This is a genomic window from Streptomyces sp. HUAS MS02, from assembly GCF_055702265.1.
Genome location: NZ_CM146747.1, coordinates 4,989,794 through 5,010,315 on the forward strand (window position 1 = coordinate 4,989,794; position 20,522 = coordinate 5,010,315).

General features: G+C 70.3%; 16 protein-coding genes. 10 read left to right on the forward strand and 6 right to left on the reverse strand.

Going from position 1 to position 20,522, the window contains the following annotated elements:
* Nucleotides 1-125: 125 nt before the first annotated feature.
* Nucleotides 126-1,238: a LacI family DNA-binding transcriptional regulator gene (locus ACZ9QC_RS21395; RefSeq protein WP_184906427.1), complete on the reverse strand. Its 1,113-nt coding sequence runs from the start codon at nt 1,236-1,238 to the stop codon at nt 126-128.
* A 425-nt stretch (nt 1,239-1,663) separates the two neighbouring features.
* Between ACZ9QC_RS21395 and hisC the strand changes: the two genes are divergently transcribed.
* The 5 genes from hisC (at nt 1,664) to ACZ9QC_RS21420 (ending at nt 10,479) form a co-directional block, all read left to right on the forward strand.
* A complete protein-coding gene (gene hisC / locus ACZ9QC_RS21400) occupies nt 1,664-2,743 on the forward strand; it encodes a histidinol-phosphate transaminase (RefSeq protein WP_472914609.1) in 1,080 nt (359 codons plus the stop codon).
* A 252-nt stretch (nt 2,744-2,995) separates the two neighbouring features.
* Nucleotides 2,996-4,504: a cytochrome ubiquinol oxidase subunit I gene (locus tag ACZ9QC_RS21405; protein ID WP_215456877.1), complete on the forward strand. Its 1,509-nt coding sequence runs from the start codon at nt 2,996-2,998 to the stop codon at nt 4,502-4,504.
* A 27-nt stretch (nt 4,505-4,531) separates the two neighbouring features.
* A complete protein-coding gene (cydB, locus tag ACZ9QC_RS21410; protein ID WP_467330671.1) occupies nt 4,532-5,536 on the forward strand; it encodes a cytochrome d ubiquinol oxidase subunit II in 1,005 nt (334 codons plus the stop codon).
* Nucleotides 5,537-5,643: 107 nt separating this feature from the next.
* Nucleotides 5,644-9,141: a thiol reductant ABC exporter subunit CydD gene (cydD, locus tag ACZ9QC_RS21415; protein WP_472914610.1), complete on the forward strand. Its 3,498-nt coding sequence runs from the start codon at nt 5,644-5,646 to the stop codon at nt 9,139-9,141.
* 264 nt (nt 9,142-9,405) lie between these two features.
* Nucleotides 9,406-10,479, forward strand: a complete 1,074-nt coding sequence (locus ACZ9QC_RS21420; protein WP_472914611.1) for a M23 family metallopeptidase — start codon at nt 9,406-9,408, stop codon at nt 10,477-10,479.
* A gap of 23 nt (nt 10,480-10,502) precedes the next feature.
* Here ACZ9QC_RS21420 and ACZ9QC_RS21425 read toward each other — a convergent pair whose 3' ends face one another.
* The 5 genes from ACZ9QC_RS21425 to ACZ9QC_RS21445 form a co-directional block, all read right to left on the reverse strand.
* On the reverse strand, nt 10,503-11,372 hold the full coding sequence (locus ACZ9QC_RS21425; protein ID WP_472914612.1) for an HAD family hydrolase: 870 nt from the start codon (nt 11,370-11,372) through the stop codon (nt 10,503-10,505).
* A 163-nt stretch (nt 11,373-11,535) separates the two neighbouring features.
* On the reverse strand, nt 11,536-12,438 hold the full coding sequence (locus tag ACZ9QC_RS21430; RefSeq protein WP_472914613.1) for an LLM class flavin-dependent oxidoreductase: 903 nt from the start codon (nt 12,436-12,438) through the stop codon (nt 11,536-11,538).
* 37 nt (nt 12,439-12,475) lie between these two features.
* On the reverse strand, nt 12,476-13,024 hold the full coding sequence (locus ACZ9QC_RS21435) for an RNA 2'-phosphotransferase (protein WP_472914614.1): 549 nt from the start codon (nt 13,022-13,024) through the stop codon (nt 12,476-12,478).
* 141 nt (nt 13,025-13,165) lie between these two features.
* Nucleotides 13,166-14,113, reverse strand: coding sequence for a MerR family transcriptional regulator (locus ACZ9QC_RS21440; protein WP_472914615.1), 948 nt, complete (start codon nt 14,111-14,113; stop codon nt 13,166-13,168).
* The gene (locus ACZ9QC_RS21445) at nt 14,110-15,876 is read right to left on the reverse strand and encodes an SDR family oxidoreductase (RefSeq protein WP_472914616.1); all 1,767 of its coding nucleotides are present in this window, start codon (nt 15,874-15,876) and stop codon (nt 14,110-14,112) included. Before ACZ9QC_RS21445 ends, ACZ9QC_RS21440 begins: the two co-directional genes overlap by 4 nt.
* Nucleotides 15,877-16,369: 493 nt before the next feature.
* Here ACZ9QC_RS21445 and ACZ9QC_RS21450 point away from each other — a divergent pair, with 493 nt between their 5' ends.
* The 5 genes from ACZ9QC_RS21450 (at nt 16,370) to ACZ9QC_RS21470 (ending at nt 20,314) form a co-directional block, all read left to right on the forward strand.
* The gene (locus tag ACZ9QC_RS21450; RefSeq protein WP_472921752.1) at nt 16,370-17,359 is read left to right on the forward strand and encodes an ABC transporter ATP-binding protein; all 990 of its coding nucleotides are present in this window, start codon (nt 16,370-16,372) and stop codon (nt 17,357-17,359) included.
* Nucleotides 17,349-18,284 carry an ABC transporter permease gene (locus ACZ9QC_RS21455; RefSeq protein ID WP_472914617.1) on the forward strand — a complete coding sequence of 312 codons (936 nt, stop codon included), beginning with the start codon at nt 17,349-17,351 and terminating at the stop codon, nt 18,282-18,284. Before ACZ9QC_RS21450 ends, ACZ9QC_RS21455 begins: the two co-directional genes overlap by 11 nt.
* Nucleotides 18,281-19,192, forward strand: a complete 912-nt coding sequence (locus tag ACZ9QC_RS21460) for an ABC transporter ATP-binding protein (RefSeq protein WP_220647728.1) — start codon at nt 18,281-18,283, stop codon at nt 19,190-19,192. The genes ACZ9QC_RS21455 and ACZ9QC_RS21460 overlap by 4 nt, the downstream gene beginning before the upstream one ends.
* A gap of 10 nt (nt 19,193-19,202) precedes the next feature.
* Nucleotides 19,203-19,922, forward strand: a complete 720-nt coding sequence (locus ACZ9QC_RS21465) for an ABC transporter permease (protein ID WP_472914618.1) — start codon at nt 19,203-19,205, stop codon at nt 19,920-19,922.
* A 146-nt stretch (nt 19,923-20,068) separates the two neighbouring features.
* On the forward strand, nt 20,069-20,314 hold the full coding sequence (locus tag ACZ9QC_RS21470) for an SGM_3592 family protein (protein ID WP_472914619.1): 246 nt from the start codon (nt 20,069-20,071) through the stop codon (nt 20,312-20,314).
* Nucleotides 20,315-20,522: the final 208 nt, after the last annotated feature.

Sequence of the window (20,522 nt, forward strand, 5' to 3'; positions counted from 1 at the left end):
CGGATCGCGCCGTGTGATGACCCAGGGGTGGTGAAATGGCGCAGGGCCCCAGTTCACCGCGGTTTTCTCCCGAATTGGGCGGGGCTCTCCCCGCCCAATTCCCGTTCGGGTCCTCAAGTGGGACGTCAACCCGCTTCAGGTGATCGTGGCGGGCTGACCGTCGTACGCGGTGGACGCCGCTCGGACGAGGTCCGCACGATCAACTCCGTCGGTATCACCTGCTCGACCGGTTGGTCCGATTCGACCCCCTCGATCGCGTCGATGAGGAGTTGGACCACGGCTGTGCCGATCCGGCGCGGCTTCAGCGAGAGCGTGGTGATCGGCGGTTCGGTGGACGCGTACACGGCGGACTCGCTGCAGCAGACGAGCAGCAGGTCGTCGGGGACGCGCAGACCGTAACGCCGGGCCGCGGCGAGCAGATCGGTGCCGTTCGGGTCGAAGAGGCCGTAGACCGCGTCCGGGCGGTCCGGGCGGGCCAGCAGTCGGTCGGCCGCGACGGCCCCGGCGCAGGGATCGTGCGCCGGATAGGACTCGTAGACGGGATCCTGGCCCACGCGCTCGCACCAGCGCAGGTACGCGGTGGTGGAGAGATGGGTGTACGTGTCCGTCGAGGTGCCGGTGAGGAGCCCGATCCGGCGGGCGCCCGCGTCGGCCAGGTGGTCGAGGATGCCGAGGACGGCGGCCTCGTGGTCGTTGTCGACCCACGCGGTGACCGGCAGCGAGCCGGCCGGCCGTCCGTCGGAGACCACCGGTAATCCCTGGCGGACCAGTTCGCTGACGACCGGGTCGTGGTCGGAGGGGTCGATGACCACGGTGCCGTCCAGGGCGACGTTCGACCACACGTCGTGCCGGGAGGTCGCGGGGAGGATCACCAGGGCGTAGCCCCGGGCCAGCGCGGCCGAGGTGGCGGCCCGCGCCATTTCCGCGAAGTACGCGAACTCGGTGAAGGTGAAAGGTTCATCCCCGTATGTGGTCACGGTCAGGCCGATGAGGCCGGACTTGCCGGTTCTGAGGGTTCGGGCGGCCGCCGAGGGGCGGTAGCCAAGTCGGTCGGCGACCTCGCGTACATGGCGTCGGGTGGCGTCCGGGAGCCGGCCCTTGCCGTTGAGGGCGTCGGAAACGGTCGTGATGGAGACTCCGGCGGCGGCGGCCACGTCCCGGATGCCCGCCCGGCCAGACCGGCTGCCTCGGCGGGGAGTTTCCGCGCGGCTCACCTGGTGCTTCCCTGCTGCTGTCATGGCGAGCCGATAGTAGGGCTCATGCGGTGGGGTAGTGCGGACGCATATGCACTCGTTGACAGGCACGTTTCTGCAAGGTCAGAAGGGGGCAATTCCCTTGCATTGAAAGGGAGTTGAGGGCTCCCATGTCAGGACGTGACTTGTCGACGCGCATGGGCCTGCCAAGTAGCTGATGTTTCGAAGAGGTCTCAACTCACCTGGACGGGTGATGCGCGCTACGGCGTGAGCCACCGGCGCGTGCGTCCATGAGTGACGCGCCCCCCTGATTCGTACACCTTCGTGCGCTGATGCCCCTGGGGCGGGTGTGACGGTGGAGGCGTGCACACGGTACGGACGCCGGTACGGACGCGGTTGTCCACAGGCCATTCGCAGGGGCGCCGAATCCTCATAAGGTGAGAAGCATTGAGTCGACGAGGAGGACTGCGGTGAGCGAGACAAGCCCCAAGCTGCGAGCCGAGCTGGCGGGGATTCCCACCTACAAGCCCGGCAAGCCGGCCGCGGCGGGCGGCCCGGTGGCGTACAAGCTGTCCTCCAACGAGAACCCGTATCCGCCGCTGCCCGGTGTGCTGGAGAGCGTGACGGCGTCGGCCGCGTCCTTCAACCGGTACCCGGACATGGCGTGCACCGGGCTCATGAGCGAGCTCGCGGACCGCTTCGGGGTGCCGGTCACGGACCTCGCCACGGGCACCGGCTCGGTCGGTGTGGCCCAGCAGCTGCTGCAGGCGACCTCGGGGCCGGGCGACGAGGTGATCTACGCCTGGCGGTCGTTCGAGGCGTACCCGATCATCACGCAGATCAGCGGGGCCACGTCCGTGCAGGTGCCCCTGACGCCGGGCGATGTGCACGACCTGGACGCGATGGCGGACGCGATCACCGACCGGACCCGGCTGATTTTCGTCTGCAATCCGAACAACCCGACGGGCACTGCGGTCCGCCGTGCCGAGCTGGAGCGGTTCCTCGACCGGGTGCCCGGTGATGTGCTGGTGGTGCTGGACGAGGCGTACCGCGAGTTCGTACGGGATGTCGAGGTGCCGGACGGCGTCGAGTTCTACCGCGAGCGTCCGAACGTCTGTGTGCTGCGCACCTTCTCGAAGGCGTACGGGCTCGCGGGACTCCGGGTGGGATTCGCGATCGCTCACGAGCCGGTGGCGGCCGCGCTGCGGAAGACGGCCGTGCCGTTCGGTGTGAGCCAGCTCGCACAGGACGCAGCCGTCGCCTCGCTGCGTGCCGAGGACGAACTCATCGGCCGGGTCGGTTCGCTGGTCTGCGAGCGGAACCGGGTCGTCGAGTCGCTGCGCGGCCAGGGGTGGACGGTGCCGGAGACGCAGGCGAACTTCGTCTGGCTGCGGCTGGGGGAGCGCACCGTCGAGTTCGCCGGTGCGTGCGAGCAGGCCGGCGTCGTCGTGCGGCCGTTCCCGGGTGAGGGTGTGCGCGTGACGATCGGGGAGACCGAGGCCAACGACATCTTCCTCAGGGTGACGGAAGAGTTCCGCAAGGAGCTCTAGATCGTCGATGCTCTTCCGTGGCGAGGGGTCGGGGGTTCCCCCGGCCCCTCCTTCTGTTCGGGCTGACGGGCCTGTTTGCGCCATAGGTCGATCGGTCCACGCTTAGGGACCCCCCGCCCGTCGAGGCCCGAACGAGTATGCGTCATAATTGCTTGTGAATGTGAACGCGTTCACAAGCGCGTCCTGGTTGTCCTGAGATGCACGTGTCATCGGGACAGGCTGCCGCAGTGCCACGGCATGTAAGGAGAAGACGTGGACCTCGCTCTGGCGCCGGAGACTCTGGCGCGATGGCAGTTCGGCATCACGACCGTCTACCACTTCCTCTTCGTCCCCCTGACGATCTCGCTCGCCGCACTGACCGCGGGCCTGCAGACCGCCTGGGTGCGCTCAGGGAAGGAGAAGTACCTCCAGGCCACCAAGTTCTGGGGCAAGCTCTTTCTGATCAACATCGCGATGGGTGTCGTCACCGGCATCGTCCAGGAGTTCCAGTTCGGTATGAACTGGTCTGACTACTCCCGCTTCGTCGGTGATGTCTTCGGAGCTCCGCTCGCCTTCGAGGCGCTGATCGCCTTCTTCTTCGAGTCCACCTTCATCGGCCTGTGGATCTTCGGCTGGGACAAGCTCCCGCAGAAGATCCATCTGGCCTGCATCTGGATGGTCTCCATAGGCACGATCCTGTCGGCGTACTTCATCCTTGCGGCCAACTCCTGGATGCAGCACCCGGTCGGCTACCGGATCAACGAGGCGAAGGGCCGGGCCGAGCTCACCGACTTCTGGCTCGTCCTGACCCAGAACACCGCGCTGACCCAGGTCTTCCACACCCTCGCAGCGGCCTTCCTCGCCGGCGGAGCCTTCATGGTCGGCATCGCCGCCTTCCATCTGGCCCGCAAGAAGCACATCCCGATGATGAAGACCTCGCTGCGCCTCGGTCTGGTCACCGTGGTGATCGCCGGCATGCTCACCGCCATCAGCGGCGACCTCCTCGGCAAGGTCATGTTCAAGCAGCAGCCGATGAAGATGGCGGCCGCCGAGGCCCTGTGGGACGGCGAGGCGCCCGCGCCGTTCTCCGTCTTCGCCTACGGAGACGTCGACGAGGGCCACAACAAGGTGGCCATCGAGATCCCCGGCCTGCTGTCCTTCCTCGCCAACGACGATTTCGACTCGTACGTCCCCGGCATCAACGACGTCAACAAGTCCGAGCAGGAGAAGTTCGGGCCCGGTGACTACCGGCCCAACATCCCCGTCGCCTACTGGGGCTTCCGCTGGATGATCGGCTTCGGCATGGCGTCCGTCGCGATCGGCGCGGTCGGCCTCTGGCTCACCCGGCGGAAGTTCCTGCTGCCGCAGCATCTGCGGGTCGGCGACGACGAGGTGCCGCATCTCGTACTGCTGCCGAAGAAGGCCCTCGGTCCGACGCTCACCAAGTGGTACTGGCGCATCGCGGTCCTGACCCTGGGCTTCCCGCTGATCGCCAGCTCCTGGGGCTGGATCTTCACCGAGATGGGCCGTCAGCCCTGGGTCGTCTACGGCGTGCTGCGCACCGAGGACGCGGTCTCCCCCGGTGTCTCCCAGGGTGAGGTCATCACCTCGATGATCGTCTTCACCGCGCTGTACGCGATCCTCGCCGTCGTCGAGGTCAAGCTGCTCGTGAAGTACGTCAAGGCGGGGCCGCCCGAGCTGACGGAGGCCGACCTCAACCCGCCCACGAAGATCGGCGGCGACTCCCGTGACGCCGACAAGCCGATGGCCTTCTCGTACTAGGCCGCACCGGGCCAAGGGAGCACAGTCATGGAACTTCACGACGTCTGGTTCGTCCTCATCGCCGTCCTGTGGATCGGCTACTTCTTCCTGGAGGGCTTCGACTTCGGGGTCGGTGTCCTCACCAAACTGCTGGCCCGGAACCGTCCGGAGAAGCGGGTCCTCATCAACACCATCGGGCCCGTCTGGGACGGCAACGAGGTCTGGCTGCTCTCGGCGGGCGGCGCGACCTTCGCCGCCTTCCCCGAGTGGTACGCCACCCTCTTCTCCGGCTTCTATCTGCCGCTGCTGCTCATCCTGGTCTGCCTGATCGTCCGCGGTGTGGCGTTCGAGTACCGGGTGAAGCGGCCCGAGGAGAAGTGGCAGCGCAACTGGGAGACAGCGATCTTCTGGACCTCGCTGCTCCCCGCCTTCCTGTGGGGCGTGGCCTTCGCCAACATCGTGCGCGGGGTGAAGATCGACCGCGACTTCGAGTACGTGGGCGGCCTCACCGACCTGCTCAACCCGTACGCCCTGCTGGGCGGACTGGTCACACTGACCCTGTTCACCTTCCACGGAACGGTGTTCGTCGGCCTCAAGACCGTCGGGGACATCCGTGAGCGGGCGCGCACGCTGGCACTGCGGGTGGGTGCCGTGACGGCCGGAGTGGCGCTGCTCTTCGTGCTCTGGACTCAGATCGAGAAGGGTGACGGCGCTTCACTGGTCGCCGCGGTCGTGGCCGTAGCCGCACTGGTGGTGGCGCTGGCGGCGGTGCGGGCGGGGCGCGAGGGCTGGGCGTTCGCCCTGTCGGGGGTCACCATCGTCGCCGCCGTCGCGATGCTCTTCCTGACGCTCTTCCCGAACGTCATGCCGTCCTCGCTGAACGAGGACTGGAGCCTCACCGTCACCAACGCCTCGTCCAGCCCGTACACCCTGAAGATCATGACCTGGTGCGCGGCCATCGCCACACCGGTGGTCATGCTCTATCAGGGATGGACCTACTGGGTGTTCCGCAAGCGGATCGGTACGCAGCACATCGCCGAGTCGGTGCACTGAGTCCCGGTGAGGGGTGCGTTTGACGATGTTTCACGTGAAACACACCCCTCCAGGCCGAAGAGGTGTGTTTCACGTGAAACATGCCTGCTGAGAAGAGGGTGTTTCACGTGAAACCGATCGATCCACGACTGCTGCGGTACGCGCGTGCCACTCGCTTCTTCCTGGTGGTCGTCGTCGGACTGGGTGTTGCGGGAGCCGCGCTCGTCATCGCGCAGGCCATGCTCATCGCCGAAGTGGTGGTCGGGGCCTTCCAGCACGGGATGCCGGTCTCCGCGCTCCGCACTCCCCTGCTGCTCCTGGTCGCGGTCGCGCTCGGCCGGGCCCTGGTCTCCTGGCTGACCGAACTGGCCGCACACCGTGCGAGTGCGGCGGTGAAGTCGGAGCTGCGGGGGCGGCTGCTGGAACGGGCGACCGCACTGGGGCCCGGCTGGCTGAGCGGACAGCGCACCGGCTCACTGGTCGCACTCGCCACCCGTGGGGTCGACGCGCTCGACGACTACTTCTCGCGCTATCTGCCACAGTTGGGCCTCGCGGTAGTCGTGCCCGTCGCGGTCCTGGCGCGGATCGTCACCGAGGACTGGGTTTCGGCGGCGATCATCGTCGGGACCTTGCCGCTGATCCCCCTCTTCATGGTGCTCATCGGCTGGGCCACCCGCTCGCAGATGGACCGTCAGTGGCGGCTGCTGTCACAGCTGTCGGGGCACTTCCTGGATGTCGTGGCCGGGCTGCCGACGCTGAAGGTGTTCGGCCGGGCCAAGGCCCAGGCAGAGTCGATCAAGCGAATCACGGGTGAGTACCGCCGGGCGACCATGCGGACGCTGCGGATCGCCTTCCTGTCGTCCTTCGCGCTGGAGCTGCTCGCGACGATCTCGGTGGCCCTGGTCGCGGTCACCATCGGCATGCGGCTCGTGCATGGCGAGATGGACCTGTACATCGGTCTGGTCATCCTCGTCCTGGCTCCCGAGGCGTATCTGCCCGTCCGGCAGGTGGGGTCCCAGTTCCATGCGGCTGCCGAGGGGCTCGCGGCCGCCGAGGAGATCTTCGAGGTTCTGGAGACCCCGGTGCCGGCGTCCGGGACCGGGACAGTGCCGCCCGTGAGTGAACTCCGCTTCGACGGGGTGACCGTCCGCTACCCCGGCCGGTCGTACGACGCCGTCTCCGACGTCACGTTCACCGTGGCCCCCGGTGAGACGGTGGCCCTCGTCGGACCGAGTGGCGTGGGCAAGTCGACCCTGCTGAGCGTCCTGTTGGGGTTCACGGAGGCCACCTCCGGCGGGGTGAGGATCGGGGGAGCCGACCTCGCCTCGCTCGACCTGGACGTATGGCGATCGCAGGTGGCCTGGGTGCCGCAGCGGCCGCACCTGTACGCCGGCTCGATCGCGGAGAACGTACGGCTGGCCCGTCCGGACGCGGACGACACGGCGATACGGCGGGCGCTCGCCGACGCGGGAGCGCTCGATTTCGTGGACGCCCTGCCCGCCGGGGCCGACACGATCCTCGGTGAGGACGGCGTCGGACTGTCCGCCGGACAGCGACAGCGCCTCGCTCTCGCCCGGGCCTTCCTCGCCGACCGCCCCGTGCTGCTTCTCGACGAGCCGACGGCCTCGTTGGACGGGGAGACCGAGGCGGAGGTCGTGGAGGCGGTACGGCGGCTGGCCGTGGGCCGGACCGTGCTGTTGGTGGTTCACCGTCCGGCTCTGCTGGGGGTGGCGGACCGGGTGGTGCGGCTGGAGGAGGCCACCGGGCGCGGAGCGGCACCGGCCGCCGAGCGGGACCGGGTGGTCGCCGCCTCGCCCCGGTCGGAACGGCAGGAGGCATGGGAGCCGACGCCCGGCGAAGACCTGCCGCTGGAGCGGCGCGGAGGCGTGCTGAGCCGGGTCCGTCGGATGGCCGGACCGCGACGGGGCCGGCTCACCCTCGCCCTGCTGCTCGGCAGCCTCGCGCTGGGCAGTGCGGTCGGGCTGATGGCGACCTCCGGATGGCTGATCTCGCGGGCCTCGCAGCAACCCCCGGTGCTGTATCTGATGGTGGCGGTGACGGCGACGAGGGCGTTCGGCATCGGGCGGGCGGTGTTCCGGTACACCGAGCGTCTGGTGTCGCACGACGCCGTGCTGCGGATGCTGGCCGACACGAGGGTGGCCGTCTACCGGCGGCTCGAACGACTGGCACCCGCAGGACTGCGCACGATCCGCCGGGGCGACCTGCTCTCACGGCTGGTCGCCGATGTCGACGCGCTGCAGGACTACTGGGTGCGCTGGCTGCTGCCCGCCGGGGCGGCGGTGACCGTCTCGGCCGCCTCCGTCGGGTTCACCGCCTGGCTGCTGCCCGAGGCGGGAGCCGCGCTGGCCGTCGGTCTGCTCGCGGCCGGTGCCGGGGTCCCCCTCGTGACCGGGGCTGTGGCGCGGCGGGCGGAGTACCGGCTGGCGCCGGCCCGGGGGGTGCTGGCCACGCGCGTGGCCGATCTGCTCACCGGCACCGCCGAGTTGGCGGTCGCGGGCGCCCTGCCCGCGCGTACGGCGGAGGCACGCCGGGCCGACCGGGCGCTCACCGGGATCGCCTCCCGGGCCGCCGCGGCCACCGCGCTCGGCGACGGGCTCACCGCGCTCGTCTCCGGACTCACCGTCGCCGCTACCGCGCTCTTTGGCGCCCAGGCGGTCGTCGACGGACGGCTGAGCGGTGTGGCCATGGCCGTCGTCGTGCTCACCCCGCTGGCGGCGTTCGAGGCGGTGCTGGGAATGCCGCTCGCCGTCCAGTTCCGCCAGCGGGTGCGCAGGAGCGCGGAGCGCGTGTACGAGGTGCTGGACACCCCCGATCCCGTCCGCGAACCGGAGGAGTCGGCCGAGGCGCCGGTGTCGCCGTTCCCGCTGCGGCTCGCAGGGCTCGGCGCGCGGTACGCCGGGCAGGACCGGAACGCGCTCACCGCGCTGGACCTCACCCTCGAAGAGGGCCGCAGGATCGCCGTGGTCGGCGTTTCGGGGGCGGGCAAGACGACGCTCGCGCAGGTGCTGTTGCGGTTCCTGGACGCGCGCGAGGGGACCTACACGCTGGGCGGCGTGGACGCGCGGACGCTCGACGGGGACGCCGTACGGCGGCTCGTGGGGCTGTGCGCCCAGGACGCGCACCTCTTCGACAGTTCGGTGCGGGAGAACCTGCTGCTCGCCCGGAAGGACGCCGGTGAGGCGGAGTTGCGGGACGCGCTCGCGCGGGCACGGCTGCTCGACTGGGCGGACGAACTGCCGGACGGGCTCGACACCTTGATCGGCGAGCACGGGGCGCGGCTGTCGGGCGGCCAGCGTCAGCGGCTCGCGCTCGCCCGCGCTCTGCTGGCCGATTTCCCGGTCCTCGTTCTCGACGAGCCGGCGGAGCACCTGGACCTGCCGACGGCCGACGCGCTCACCGCGGACCTGCTGGCCGCGACCGAGGGCCGTACGACCCTGCTGATCACCCATCGACTGGCCGGCCTGGACGCGGTGGACGAAGTCGTCGTACTGGCGGAGGGGCGCGTCGCGCAGCGCGGGACCTACGCGGAACTGGCCCTGGCGGAAGGCCCCTTGCGGGAGATGGTGGAACGGGAGGCGGCGGGGGAGCTGCTGGCCGCGGTCTGAGCGCCTCGCGGGTGTCTTGGCCGCCGACCCCTGCCGGCCGATCCCTGGCCACAGGACCCGTGTCGCCGGTCGTGTCGCCACCTCGCCGGCCCTGCTGAACGGGCCCGTTCGGCACGGGACGGCCCCGGTTGCAAGGGGCCGCGCCGAACGCCCCGCTGTCCGGACCCTGTTCGGCTCATTCGCTTGGCCCGTACGGGGCAGAGTGTCCCCCGGGCGTACGACTCGAACAGGACTGCGGCGCGGGGCAGGTCCACGATCGCTGCTATGCGCTTCTCTCGCCGACACTCGCTGCTCGTCGCCGTGGTGCTGTGCGCCTCGGCCACTGTCGCGGTCCGGCCGACGGCGGCCGACAGCGATCGCGGCGGGGCCGGCGGGGCCTCGGGAGCGTCCGCGGAGGAGGGCATCAGCGCCCGGGTGGCGAGGCTGTTCGAGGAAGCGGCGGTGGCCACCCAGCGGTACGAAGCGGGTCGGCAGGCGGCGGAGGCACAGAAGGCGCGGACGGAGCGACTGGAGAAGCTGCTCACCCGGGAGCGGAAACAGATCGCCGTGCTCAACGCCGATCTCGGCCGGATCGCGCGCGCCCAGTACCGCGAGGGCGGCGGGGTGCCGTACACCGCGCAGATGTTGTTCGCGAAGGACACCGAAGAGCTGATGCGAGGTCAGCGGGCGGTCTGGCAGGCCGATCTGGCCGTCAACAACGCCGTGGCCAGGAGCCGTCGCGCGGAGACGCGGCTGGCCGCGGACGAGGCCGAGGCGACCAAGGCGTGGCGAGCGCTGGAGGAGTGGCGGACCGGGCTCTCCGGGATCAAGAGGGCGATCGAGCAGAAGCTCGAAGAGGCGCAGTGGACGCTTCAGGGCCAGGCCGACGAGGCGGTCGCGGCCGGTGCCTGCCGGGGAGCCGTCCGCCTGGAGCAACCGGACGGCAAGCGGTCGAGCAGGTGGGTGGCTCCGGTGGGCACGTACGAGCTGTCCGCGGGCTACGGCAGCGGTGGTGAGCGCTGGGCCAGTCAGCACACCGGGCAGGATTTCGCGGTGCCGATCGGCACGCCGGTACGGGCGGTCGGTGCGGGCCGGGTGGTGAAGGTGTCGTGCGGGGGCGCCTTCGGCATCGAGATCGTCGTCGAGCACGCGGGTGGCTACTTCACGCAGTACGCGCACCTCGCCGCCGTCACCGTCGGTCAGGGGGACCGTGTGGGCCCGGGCCAGTGGATCGGCCAGGCGGGCACCACCGGCAACTCCACGGGGCCCCATCTGCACTTCGAGGTACGGGTCACCCCGGAGCTGGGCTCGGGGGTGGATCCCGTGCCGTGGCTGCGCAAGCGCGGGGTGACGTTGTAGATGGGCGCTGCGCCGGGTCTGGTCTACAGACGCTCCGCCAGCAGTCGCTCGATCACGACCGCCACCCCGTCCTCGTTGTTGGCCACGGTCCGGCCGGAGGCCGCCGCGAGGACGTCCGGGTGCGCGTTGCCCATGGCGTACGACTGGCCGGCCCAGGTGAGCATCTCGACGTCGTTCGGCATGTCCCCGAAGGCGACGACCTCCTCGTGGGAGATACCGCGCTCGGCGCAGCACAGGGCGAGGGTGCTGGCCTTGGAGACGCCCGGACCGCTGATCTCCAGCAGGGCACTGGGGCTGGAGCGGGTGATGGTGGCGCGGTCACCGACGGCGAAGCGCGCGGTGGCGAGGAAGTCGTCGGGGTCGATCGACGGGTGGTAGGCGAGGATCTTCAGCACCGGCTCGTGATCGGCCACACCACCCGGGGCCAGCAGTTTCTCGGCGGGCGCCAGGGTGTCGGGGATCTCCATGTGGAGCTTCGGGTACTCGGGCTCCTGATTGAAGCCGTACGTCTGCTCGACCGCGTACACCGTGCCCGGCGCGGCCTCGCGCAACAGCCGCACGGCGTCGAGCGCGTTCTCGCGCGCCAGCTCACGGACCTTGACGAAGCTGTGGGTGCCGGGGCCGCCGTGCAGGTCGACCACGGCGGCGCCGTTTCCGCAGATCGCCAGGCCGTGGCCGTGGACGTGCTCGCTGACGACGTCCATCCAGCGGGCCGGGCGCCCGGTGACGAAGAAGACCTCGACGCCCGCCTCCTCGGCGGCCGCGAGGGCGGCGACGGTGCGGGGGGAGACCGACTTGTCGTCGCGGAGCAGGGTGCCGTCGAGGTCCGTGGCTATCAGCCGGAGCGGGACGGTCGGGGCCGGGGTCTCGGGCTGTCTCGTCGCTGAGGTCACGGACCCCATTGTCGCGCATATGCGCGCACGGCCGTGCGGGCACCCGCACAGGTGAGTGATCAAGGGCCCTGACCGTCCCGCTGCCTGACCTGTTGGAGACGCCGTTCTCCCGGTCAGGCGAGCCGCGGTACGCGGCTCGCACGCGACGGCTCCGGGAGAGCGGTCACGCCAGCTGGGCCGGGGCCTCCATGGCGATCCGCTCGAAGACCTTCTCGTCGGCGGCGAAGTCCGAGTCAGGGATCGGCCAGTGGATCACGAGGTCGGTGAAGCCCAGCTCGGCGTGACGGCCCGCGAAGTCCACGAAGGCGTCGAGCGACTCCAGGGGGCGGCCTCGGTCCGGGGTGAAACCGGTGAGGAGGATCTTGTCGAGCCGGGACGCGTCGCGGCCGACCGCGGCAGCCGTGTCGGCCAGCTTCTCGACCTGCCCACGAAGGGCGTGAACCGACTGCCCGGGCGTGCCCGTCTCGAACAGCTTCGGGTCGCCGGTGGTCACCCAGGCCTGCCCGTACCGGGCGGCCAGCCGCATTCCGCGCGGCCCGGTGGCGGCCACCGCGAAGGGCAGCCGGGGCCGCTGGACGCAGCCGGGGATGTTGCGCGCCTCGTGCGCGGAGTAGTAGTCGCCCTCGTACGAGACCGAGTCCTCGGTGAGCAGGCGGTCGAGCAGGGGGACGAACTCGGCGAGACGGTCGGCGCGCTCTCGCGGCGTCCACGGTTCCTGGCCGAGCGCGGTGGCGTCGAAGCCGGTTCCGCCCGCGCCGACGCCCAGGGTGATCCGGCCGCCGGAGATGTCGTCGAGGGAGATGAGTTCCTTGGCGAGGGTGACCGGGTGCCGGAAGTTCGGCGAGGTCACGAGCGTGCCGAGGCGGATGCGGTCGGTGACGGCGGCCGCCGCGGTCAGGGTGGGCACGGCGCCGAACCAGGGCCCGTCCCGGAAGGTGCGCCAGGACAGGTGGTCGTACGTGAAGGCGGTGTGGAACCCGAGCTGCTCGGCCCGCTGCCACATGTCACGGCCGCCCTCGTGCCAGCGGAGGTACGGCAGGATCACGGTGCTCAGACGCAGACTCATACACCCGAGCGTAAGGGCACCCGTGGTGTGGTTCCGCTCAGCGCGCCTCGGGAAACCGCAGGTACTGGGGCGGAACCGTCTCGGTCAGCCACACCCCGTTGTCGCTGACCCGGAAGACGTGGCCGTCGCGGTGCATGGCGCCCGCGTCCACCGACAGCACGACGGGGCGGCCCCGGCGGGCGCCGACACGGGTGGCGGTCTCGCGGTCGGGCGAGAGGTGCACGTCGTGCCGGTTCATGGCGCGCAGTCCCTCGGTGCGGATAGCGCCCAGGTAGGCCGCGACCGTCCCGTGGTAGAGGTGTGCGGGCGGGGTGGCCGGGGGCAGGCCGAGGTCGACCTCGACGGTGTGGCCCTGATTGGCGCGGATCCGGTCGCCGTCGACCGCGAAGCGTCGCTTGTCGTTGACCTCGACCACATGGTCGAGCTCGGCCCTGGTGAAGGGGAAGCCGTGGGCGGCGGCCGCCGCCATGAGCGTGTCGATCCCGACCCAGCCGCCCTCGTCGAGCGTGAGCCCGATCCGCTCCGGCTGGTGTCTCAGGTGCTTCGAGAGGTACTTCGACACTCTCACGGTACGTCGTTCGTTCATCTCGCCAGCGTGCCCGGCGAGACCCGCGTCACGCACTTGATTTTGCTGCGGATGTTTGATCCACAGCCAAGTGTAGTTATCCACAGGGGAATTGAAGATTCTGTGGACAACGGCCCACCGGATTTGAGGTTATTGATCAATTTATCTGATTTCTCCCGTATGTGCGGCCAGGGCATCCAAAGTGCGTGACTGCACCTCGCGTTCCGCGGCCGCCGTGACGAAGGCGGACACCTGCTCCGGACCAACCAGCTTCTCCACCGCTCGTATCGTGGACGCCGCGACGAGCACGGAACGCGACTCTTCCTCGGGTTCGGCCCCCGCGTCGGAGTCGAGACGACGGCGCAGTCGGCGGGTGGCGAACAGCCGCATCGCGCGCGCGAGTTCGGCGTCCACCGTCTGCTGTGCGAGCGGCCTCAGCCGCCGCACGAGTGCGGCCGCCTCGACCGCCTCGGCCTCGGTCGGTGGCCGGTGCTGCCCGAGGGAGAGGGCGAACACGTGCTCGGTGGTGAACTCCAGGAAACGGGTGGCGATGTGCTCGACCTGCCCCCTCAACTCCCGTAGATGCCCGGAGATCGCGGACAGCGGCACCCCGGCGGCATGCAACTCGGCTGCTACAGCCAGCTCTTGGGGGCTTGGCACGAGGAACAGGTCCTCGTCGTCCGGCACCGGCACCAGCACACCCAGGTCGACGGCGTCCGCCACCGCCGTCTCGTCGGGAGCGCCGCCGAACCGTTCGACCAACTCGGTCCGCGAGATCTGTACGGCCTTCTCGTCGGTCCACGGTCCCTCGACCTCCGCGGCCAGGCCGAGGAGACCGCCGAGACCACGGCCCGTGTCCCAGGCATCCAGAAGCTCCTTGATGGAGGCGAGGGTGTAGCCGCGGTCGAGGAGGTCGGCGATCTGGCGCAGCCGGGTCAGGTGCGCGTCGGAGTACACGTTGGCGCGGCCGCGCCGCTCGGGGCTCGGGAGGAGCCCGCGGTCCTGGTAGGCGCGGATCGTGCGGACCGTGACGCCGCTGTGGTGCGCCAGGTCGTCGATGCGGTACACGGCCCTCGCCGTTACGTCGTCCCGCTCGTCCCGACGGCTCACAGCGGTGGCTCCATACGGGCGAGCGCGCGCAACGCCCGGGGGGTGAACCGGGACATGAAGCGTCCGCCGCGGGCCTCCGGGGTGACGGGGACGACCGCCTGGTCGCGTACGACGGCCCGCAGGACGGCTTGCGCGACCTTCTCCGGCGGGTAGTTCCGCAGCCCGTAGAGCTTCGCGGCCCTCCGCTGCCGGCGCTTCTCCTCCGCGGCGTCGACACCGGCGAAGCGCGCGGTCGAGGTGATGGAGGTGTTGACGATGCCGGGACAGATCGCCGACACCCCGATGTCCCGCCCCGCCAGTTCCGCGCGCAGGCACTCGCTGAGCATCAGGACCGCCGCCTTGGAGGTGCTGTACGCGGGCAGCGAGCGGGAGGGCAGATACGCCGCGGCCGAGGCGACGTTGACGATGTGGCCGCCTTGGCCGCGCTCGGCCATCTGCCTGCCGAAGAGCCGGCAGCCGTGGATCACGCCCCAGAGGTTGACGTCGAGGATCTTGCGCCAGTCCTCGACGGTGGTGTCCAGGAAGGACCCGGACAGCCCGATCCCCGCGTTGTTCACCAGCACGTCGACCACGCCGTACTCGGTGGCGACCTTCTCGGCGAGCTTCGTCATGGCCTGCTCGTCCGAGACGTCGACCGCCTCCGCCCAGGCTTCGGGAGCGCCGAGCAGCCGGGACGACTCGGCGGTGCGAGCCGCGCCCTCGGCGTTCACGTCGACGGCGACGACGCGTGCCCCCGACTCGGCGAACGCGAGGGCCGTGGCCCGGCCGATACCGTCGGCCGCGCCGGTGACCAGCACCAACTGCCCGCCGAATCGGTCCGTGTGCTTCCCGGTGGCCGTCGGGGCCTCGCGCCCACCCTCGGCCGCCGTGACGAAGTCGGCTATCCAGTCGGCCAGTTGATCGGGCCGGGTGCGCGGGATCCAGTGCTTGGTCGGCAGAGTGCGGCGGGTGAGGCGCGGAACCCACGACTCCAGGTCGTCGTAGAGCCGTTCGGAGAGGAACTGGTCGCCCAGGGGCGTGATGAGCTGCACGGGCACATGCGCGTACGCGTCGTCCCGGGGGCGGGACAGCCGGGCGCGCATGTTGTCCCGGTACAGCCAGACCCCGTGCGCGGCGTCGGTGGGCAACGACGCGCTCGGGTAGTCGCCCGGGGGCAGCTTCTCGGCTCTACGGACCACGCCGGGCCACCACTTGCCGAGAGGGCCGCGCCAGGCGAGCTCGGGCAGTGCGGGGGTGTGCAGCACGTAGATGTACCAGGACCGGGCTCCCTGGCCCAGGAGCTGGCCGATCCGGGACGGGGTCGGGCGTCGCACCCGCCGCTTGATCCAGTGCCCCATGTGGTCGAGGGAGGGGCCGGAGATCGAGGTGAAGGACGCGACGCGCCCCTCGGTGCGCTCGACCGTCGCGAACTCCCAGCCCTGGACCGATCCCCAGTCGTGTCCCACCAGGTGCACGGGGCGGTCCGGGCTGACGGCGTCCGCGACGGCCAGGAAGTCGTCCGTCAGCTTCTCCAGCGTGAAGCCGCCCCGCAGCGGCCTCGGCGCCGTGGAGCCGCCGTGGCCGCGCACGTCGTAGAGCACCACGTGGAAGCGCTCCGCGAGCCGTACGGCGACCTCGGACCAGACCTCCTTGGAGTCGGGATAGCCGTGCACGAACAGAACGGTCGGCCGCTCGGGGTCACCGAGTTCGGCGACGCTCAGCTCGACCCCGTCCGCGCGCACCCTGCGTTCCCGCGCGCCTTCGAGCGTCCCCGCATCCGCCATGTCTCCCCCTCCGGCCGTGGCAGCTGCTGCCCCGCCCGCCTTCGTCGACTACGGTCCGTGTTCGCGCTGTGACATCAACGACTGTGCCAGTGAGCGGTGGCTGCGTCAACGGGCGCGTACGGGCTGTGGAAAACCGCCGGGTGTGACGACGGACTTGCCGAGAAAACCGGCCCGAAGAACAACCCGAACCCGGTAGACCGAACAACCCGAACAACCCGAACAACCCGTAGAACAACCCGAAGAACAAAGCCAACGCGGGCACGAAACCGCGGCGCCGGACGTTCCCTCTCATGACGGCCGCCTCACGGCCGCTCACGACCAGCCCACGGACGACAGGCTCGGAGCCGTCCCGTCGCTCGACCTTCAGGGTGACCCCTAGGGGGACCGGCGGTGGAGGCCCCCTAGGAGCCCGTACGACTCGAGGGTGAGGAAGAAGCAACCCCGCGGGCTGACGACCGCGGCGTCCCGCGCCCCTAATGTCTAAATCGTGACTGTGATCGCGACCGAAAGCCTGAGCAAGCGGTTCCCGAGGGTGACCGCTCTTGACCGGCTCTCCGTGGACATCGGACCCGGTGTGACCGGACTCGTCGGTGCCAACGGCGCCGGCAAGTCCACACTGATCAAAATCCTGCTGGGTCTGTCCCCCGCCTCGGAGGGCCGTGCCGAAGTGCTCGGCCTGGACGTCGCCACCAAGGGCGGCACCATCCGCGAGCGCGTGGGGTACATGCCGGAGCACGACTGCCTGCCACCCGACGTCTCGGCCACCGAGTTCGTCGTGCACATGGCCCGCATGTCCGGACTCCCGCCGACCGCCGCGCGCGAGCGCACCGCGGACACCCTGCGTCATGTCGGCCTGTACGAGGAGCGGTACCGCCCCATCGGCGGCTACTCCACGGGCATGAAGCAGCGGGTGAAGCTCGCCCAGGCCCTGGTGCACGACCCGCAGCTGGTCTTCCTGGACGAGCCGACCAACGGCCTGGACCCGGTCGGCCGGGACGAGATGCTCGGCCTCATCCGCCGCATCCACACCGACTTCGGCATCTCCGTCCTCGTCACCTCCCATCTCCTCGGCGAGCTGGAGCGCACCTGCGACCACGTGGTCGTCGTCGACGGCGGCAAGCTCCTGCGGTCCAGCTCCACCAGGGACTTCACCCAGAGCACGGCGACCCTCGCGATCGAGGTCACCGACAGCGACGAGCACCCGGACGGCACGGGCGCGCTGCGGCAGGCCCTCCACGCGCGCGGAGTCACCGTCTCCGACGGCAGCGGCCTCCCCGGCGCCGGGCACATCCTGCTGCTCACCGCCCAGGGCGAGGAGACCTACGACCTGGTCCGGGACGTCGTCGCCGACCTGGGCCTCGGTCTGGTCCGCATGGAGCAGCGCAGGCACCAGATCGCCGAGGTCTTCCAGGACCACGACGCGCAGACCGGCACCCGGAGCGCCCAGGACGCAGGAAAGGAGGCGGTCGGCCATGGCGGTTGAGCAGCACGGTGCACCGGCACCGTCCCTCAGCGGCGGACCCGCCCGCACGGGCGAGCAGAGCCGTATCCACAACATCGGATACCGCTCCTACGACGGCCCCCGCCTCGGCCGCGCCTACGCCCGGCGCTCGCTCTACTCGCAGTCGCTGCGCGGCGCGTACGGACTGGGCCGCTCGGCCAAGTCGAAGGTGCTGCCCATGCTGCTGTTCGCGGTCATGTGCGTGCCGGCGGCCATCATGGTGGCGGTGGCGGTCGCCACCCAGGCCAACGACCTGCCCGTGAAGTACACCGACTACGCGGTGATCATGCAGGCCGTCATCGGCCTGTACGTGGCCTCCCAGGCGCCGCAGTCCGTCTCGCGCGACCTGCGGTTCAAGACCGTCCCGCTGTACTTCTCGCGCCCGATCGAGACCGCCGACTACGTCCGTGCGAAGTTCGCGGCGCTGACCTCGGCGCTGTTCATCCTCACCGCGGTGCCCCTGCTCGTGCTCTACATCGGCGCGCTGCTGGCCAAGCTCGACTTCACCGACCAGACCAAGGGATTGGCGCAGGGACTGGTGTCCGTGGCGTTGCTGTCGCTCCTCTTCGCCGGTATCGGCCTGGTGATCTCGGCGGTCACCCCGCGGCGGGGCTTCGGCATCGCGGCCGTCATCGCCGTCCTGACCATCTCCTACGGCGCGGTCTCCGTCGTCCAGGCCATCGCCACCGAGCAGAACAGCTCGGACACGGTGCCCTGGCTCGGCTTCTTCTCGCCAATCACCCTCATCGACGGCGTACAGACCGCCTTCCTGGGCGCCACCTCCGCCTTCCCCGGCGGGCACGGGCCCTCCAGCGGGCAGGGAGTCCTCTACGTCCTCGTCGTCCTGGGTCTCATCGCCGGCTCCTACGGCCTGCTGATGCGCCGCTACCGAAAGGTCGGGCTGTGACCACGCTCAACATCGACCACGTCTCCCGCTGGTTCGGCAACGTGGTGGCGGTCAACGACGTCACGATGACGATCGGCCCCGGTGTCACCGGCCTGCTCGGCCCGAACGGCGCCGGGAAGTCCACCCTCATCAACATGATGGGCGGCTTCCTCGCCCCCTCCACGGGCTCCGTCACCCTCGACGGGACGCCGGTGTGGCGCAACGAGCAGATCTACAAGCACATCGGCATCGTGCCCGAGCGCGAGGCGATGTACGACTTCCTCACGGGCCGCGAATTCGTCGTGGCCAACGCCGAGTTGCACGGTCTCGGGGCGACGGCCGCGCAGCGGGCGCTCGCCACGGTGGAGATGGAGTACGCGCAGGACCGCAAGATCTCGACGTACTCCAAGGGCATGCGCCAGCGCGTGAAGATGGCGTCGGCGCTGGTCCACGAACCGTCGCTGCTGCTCCTCGACGAGCCGTTCAACGGCATGGATCCGCGCCAGCGCATGCAGCTCATGGACCTGCTGCGGCGGATGGGCGACGAGGGCCGCACGGTGCTGTTCTCGTCCCACATCCTCGAAGAGGTCGAGCAGTTGGCGGCCCACATCGAGGTGATCGTCGCCGGCCGGCACGCGGCGAGCGGTGACTTCCGGCGCATCCGTCGGCTGATGACCGACCGCCCCCACCGCTATCTGGTGCGCTCCAGCGACGACCGGGCCTTGGCCGCCGCGCTGATCGCCGACCCGTCCACCGCCGGGATCGAAGTCGATCCGACCGAGGGCGCGTTGCGCATCCAGGCCGTCGACTTCGGGCGGTTCACGACCCTGCTGCCGAGGGTGGCCCGGGACCACGGCATCCGTCTGCTCACGGTCTCACCGTCGGACGAGTCCCTCGAGTCCGTCTTCTCGTATCTCGTCGCGGCGTAGGAGGCCGAACATGTACGACCCCACAGTCGCCCGGCTCACCTACCGGGCCCTGCTCGGCCGCCGTCGGGCCCTCATCCTCAGCGCGCTGCCCGCCCTGCTGATCGTGCTCTCCGTGGCCGTGCGCGCCCTGAGCGGCGCCGACGACCAGGTGGCGGCGGATCTCCTGGGCGGATTCGCGCTCGCCACGATGGTGCCGATCATCGGCGTCATCGCGGGAACGGGCGCGATCGGACCGGAGATCGACGACGGCTCGGTGGTGTACCTGCTGGCCAAGCCGGTGAAACGGCCGACGATCATCTTCACCAAGCTGATCGTGGCGATCGCGGTGACCATGGCCTTCTCGGCCGTACCTACGCTGATCGCGGGCCTGATCCTCAACGGCAACGGGCAGCAGATCGCCGTCGCCTACACCGTGGCGGCACTGGTCGCCTCGATCGCGTACGCCGCGATGTTCCTGCTCCTCGGGACGGTCACCCGGCATGCGGTCGTCTTCGGGCTCGTGTACGCCCTCGTCTGGGAGACCCTCTTCGGGTCCCTGGTGGAAGGGGCGCGCACCCTCAGCGTCCAGCAGTGGGCGCTCGCCGTCGCCCAGAAGGTCACCGACGGCAACCTGGTGACCTCCGACGTGGGGCTGCCGACCGCGGTGATCCTGCTGACGCTCGTCACGGCGGGCGCGACCTGGTACGCGGGACAGAAACTGCGGACGCTGAAGCTCGCCGGCGAGGAGTGACGGGACCCTCCGGGGCGAGCCGCCCCGGAGGCCTCGCTCTCGCGGTCTCTTGACGGAGGCTTCACGCACGCCCGGGCAGACTGGGCGGGACGGATATGCAGGGCATAGCGGCCAGGAAGGGCGGCCAGCGGGCGGGAGGGACGGGGATGACAGCGGAGTATTCGTCCGACGGGGGCGAGACGCGGGGCGCGGGCGAGGACGTCTGGGACGACCTCGTGCTGGACGAGGACTTCATACGGTCCGCCGATACGGCCGAACCGTCGGCGCGGGCCCGGATGCTGGCGGCGCGGTGGCGGCGACAGGCCCCGGATCCCCAGCCCTGGCGCTCGGACGAGCCGCCCGCCGGGTGGTTCTTCAGCAAGGCGCGACGTCGCAAGTGGCGCCGCCACTGACCGTTCGGAGTGGCCGGGGCCGCGCGGCCGATATTCGGTGGCGGGCAACTCGGCCGCCGGGCACAGTGGTTGGTGTCCAGGTCGCCGGATCGGATCGGCGCCACATTCTGGGAGAGGAGCCCGGCGATGCTGTCCTTCAGGCGCAGTACGTCGAGTTCCCCGCAGGGCGGCCCACGACGGACTCCGGAGTAGTTACCCCTCCGTCGAG

Bases quoted from the DNA above. Each gene is read 5' to 3' on its own strand.
- ACZ9QC_RS21420 (WP_472914611.1), top strand. From the start codon at position 9,406: ATGCGCTTCTCTCGCCGACACTCGCTGCTCGTCGCCGTGGTGCTGTGC.
- ACZ9QC_RS21465 (WP_472914618.1), top strand. From the start codon at position 19,203: ATGTACGACCCCACAGTCGCCCGGCTCACCTACCGGGCCCTGCTCGGC.
- cydB (WP_467330671.1), top strand. From the start codon at position 4,532: ATGGAACTTCACGACGTCTGGTTCGTCCTCATCGCCGTCCTGTGGATC.
- ACZ9QC_RS21445 (WP_472914616.1), bottom strand. From the start codon at position 15,876: ATGGCGGATGCGGGGACGCTCGAAGGCGCGCGGGAACGCAGGGTGCGC.
- ACZ9QC_RS21435 (WP_472914614.1), bottom strand. From the start codon at position 13,024: ATGAACGAACGACGTACCGTGAGAGTGTCGAAGTACCTCTCGAAGCAC.
- ACZ9QC_RS21470 (WP_472914619.1), top strand. From the start codon at position 20,069: ATGACAGCGGAGTATTCGTCCGACGGGGGCGAGACGCGGGGCGCGGGC.
- ACZ9QC_RS21430 (WP_472914613.1), bottom strand. From the start codon at position 12,438: ATGAGTCTGCGTCTGAGCACCGTGATCCTGCCGTACCTCCGCTGGCAC.
- ACZ9QC_RS21395 (WP_184906427.1), bottom strand. From the start codon at position 1,238: ATGACAGCAGCAGGGAAGCACCAGGTGAGCCGCGCGGAAACTCCCCGC.
- ACZ9QC_RS21455 (WP_472914617.1), top strand. From the start codon at position 17,349: ATGGCGGTTGAGCAGCACGGTGCACCGGCACCGTCCCTCAGCGGCGGA.